This is a genomic window from Martelella sp., assembly GCF_984369615.1.
The window spans coordinates 1-2,744 of the sequence record NZ_CFHTCS010000478.1 but is presented as its reverse complement, the minus strand read 5'-3'; the positions used below and the strand labels follow the sequence as shown (position 1 = coordinate 2,744).

Genomic DNA, 2,744 nt, shown 5'->3' with positions numbered 1-2,744 from the left:
CCTGAGGAGCAGCCCAAAGTCGGCCGCCTCGAGACCGACGCCGCGCAGGAAGCGGTTCGCCGTTCCGCGCGCCCGGGCATGGCCGAGACCGAGATCGCCGGCATTGCCGAGCAGGCGGCCCGCGACCTCGGCAGCGAATTCGCCTGGACATTCACCGGCGGCCAGGAGATTGCTTCCGGCCACCGTACGTGGACCGGGGCCTGCACGCCGTCCACCCGCAAGGTCGTCCAGCGCGGCGAGTTCCTGCTGGTCGACCTCCACGCCATGTACGAGATGATGCTCGGCGATGTCTCCCACAACGCGATCATGGGCAAGCCGACGGCGGAACAGCAGAAGCTGATCGATGCCTATGTGGAAAGCTGCCACTATCTGACCGCGGCCCTGAAACCCGGCCGTACGATCGGCGATGTTGCCGGCGATGTCCGCCGCTTCACGGTCGAAAAGGGCTGGGGCGACATGATCCGCGGCTTCGGCCACGGCATCGGCGCCTTCGGCAACGAATGGTATCCCTCCTTCACCGACTTCGCGATGGAATATGTCAGCGAGCCCGACTACGTGATGCAGCCCGGCTTCATGGAAATCATAGCGCTCACCTGCAACCTGCCGGGCGTCGGCGGCCTGCGCTACGAGCGCGCCTGGGTGATCACCGAGGACGGCGCGGAATGCATGTCGAAAACGCCGATCGAGCCCTGGGTCTACGAAGGCTGATCTGACGCTTTGTCGAGAAGGAGGACGAGATGATGAATTATGACAGCTTCTACATCGGCGGCGCCTGGGTTCCCCCCGAAGGAAAGGGCGAGTTCGTCATCGCCAGTCCCTCGAGCCTGGAGCCGGTGGGCAGAGTGCCCGCCGGTTCCCCCGCCGACGTCGCCAGGGCCGTCAGCGCCGCGCGCGGGGCATTTGCGGCGTGGTCGGCAACCACCGGCCCCGAGCGTGGCGCCATCCTTGCGCGCGCTGCCGAACTGCTCGAGGGCCGCCGCGAGGACATCGCGCAGTTGATAACGAGTGAGGTCGGCATGCCGATCAGGATGAGCCGGGCGATCCAGGCAGGATTGCCGCTCGAGGCATGGAAACGCTATGCCGAGCGCGCCAAAACCCATGCCTTCGAGACCCGGCTTGCAAATTCGCGCATTCTTCAGGTTCCCGTCGGCGTCGTTGCCTGCATCACGCCCTGGAACTATCCGCTGCATCAGGTAACGGCAAAGGTCGCGGCCGCGCTCGCCGCCGGCTGCACGGTCGTCCTGAAACCCTCCGAGGTGGCGCCGCTCAGCGCCTTCCTGCTCGCCGAGGCGCTTGACCAGGCCGGCCTGCCCGCCGGCGTGTTCAATCTCGTCGTGGGGGATGGCGAAAGCGTCGGCGAGGCGCTGGTGACGAACCCGGAAGTCGACATGATTTCATTTACCGGCTCCACTGCCGTCGGCAAGCGCATCGCCCGGCTGGCGGCGGAAAACCTGACGCGGGTGTCGCTGGAACTCGGCGGCAAGTCCGCCGCCGTCGTTCTCGAGGATGGCGACCTGGAGCGCGCCGTCAAGAACACCATCAATGCCTGTTTTTTGAACGGCGGACAGACCTGTTCGGCGCTGACGCGCCTGTTGGTGCCGGAAAACCGCTATGAAGAGGCGAGGGCGATTGCGGCAAAGGCGGCAAGCCGCTTCGTTCCCGGCGACCCGCTTGACGATCAGACCCGGCTCGGCCCGCTGGTTTCCGAACGCCAGAAAAACAGGGTGCTCGACTATATCGGCAAGGGGATCGATTGCGGCGCGGAACTGGTTGCGGGCGGACTCGAACCGGTTGACGGCCCCGGCCACTTCGTGCGCGCGACAGTGTTCGGAAGGGTCAACCCCGCAAGCGCCATCGCCCAGGAGGAAATTTTCGGGCCCGTATTGTCGATCATCTGCTATCGCGACGAGGATGAAGCCCTGGCGATTGCCAACGGAACGAAGTATGGGCTGGCCGGCGCGGTCTGGTCTCAGGATGAGGCAAGAGCGCAAGGCTTCGCCGCGCGTATGGAGACCGGACAGATCGATATCAATGGCGCCCCCTTTAACCTGGACGCCCCGTTCGGCGGCTTCAGGCACTCCGGCTATGGCCGTGAAAACGGCCCCTACGGATTGTCCGAATTCCTCGAGGAGCGTGCCCTGCAATTGCCGCAGGATGCCTGATCAGGACCAGATGGACGGCTTCATGGCGGCCGTCCAATCTGCCGAAGCCAACCTGTCGGCCGAAAAACAGACCGAACCATGCGGGCGGCGCGCATTTGCGCCTGCCCGCGCGCGGCGTGGTGAACACGGCTGATTGCCCTTGAGTAAGGGATGACGATCGCCTTTTTGAAGTTCGCCTGGCGGCGGAACTGATGACGGCGCCGCGCGCCATCAGGGGTATCGTCAAGTTTGCCGACGCCCTCGTGGTCGGCCTCAGCCCCTGTCTTTTTGCCGCAGTCAGCGGCAGCAAGCTCTGGATCGAAACCATAAGTCCTGCCATGCTGCCGTTCTATGCGATTCAGGTCGTTTTCCTGCTCATGCGTGTTCTTATGCGGGAAATCTCGCTCGCCCCGCCGCGGATGGCTGGCTTCAACAATTGACATTTTACACAGGCAAAAGCCCATGAAAAAACTCATCAACGATCCGCGCCATCTGGTTCGCGAAGTGCTCGAAGGGATTTTGGACACCACGCCCGGTCTAGCGCTTCTCGACACGGAAAACGTTCTTGTCCGCTGGGATGATCGTCCCGTGGATGAGCGACCG

3 protein-coding genes are annotated in these 2,744 nt (G+C 64.0%); 2 read left to right on the top strand and 1 reads right to left on the bottom strand.

Features of this window, described 5'->3' with window-relative positions:
- Both AC5DC2_RS22515 and AC5DC2_RS22510 read left to right on the top strand, forming a co-directional pair.
- Window positions 1–708, top strand: a 708-nt coding sequence (locus tag AC5DC2_RS22515; RefSeq protein WP_491700103.1) for a M24 family metallopeptidase, incomplete at its 5' end; no start/stop codon positions are given.
- A 29-nt stretch (window positions 709–737) separates the two neighbouring features.
- The gene (locus AC5DC2_RS22510) at window positions 738–2,162 is read left to right on the top strand and encodes an aldehyde dehydrogenase family protein (RefSeq protein ID WP_491700102.1); all 1,425 of its coding nucleotides are present in this window, start codon (window positions 738–740) and stop codon (window positions 2,160–2,162) included.
- A gap of 20 nt (window positions 2,163–2,182) precedes the next feature.
- Here the strand turns inward: AC5DC2_RS22510 and AC5DC2_RS22505 are convergent, their stop codons facing one another.
- Entirely contained in the window at window positions 2,183–2,617 is a 435-nt protein-coding gene (locus tag AC5DC2_RS22505; RefSeq protein WP_491700101.1) for a hypothetical protein, read from the bottom strand.
- Window positions 2,618–2,744: the final 127 nt, after the last annotated feature.

Bases quoted from the DNA above. Each gene is read 5' to 3' on its own strand.
- AC5DC2_RS22510 (WP_491700102.1), top strand. From the start codon at position 738: ATGATGAATTATGACAGCTTCTACATCGGCGGCGCCTGGGTTCCCCCC.
- AC5DC2_RS22505 (WP_491700101.1), bottom strand. From the start codon at position 2,617: ATGAGTTTTTTCATGGGCTTTTGCCTGTGTAAAATGTCAATTGTTGAA.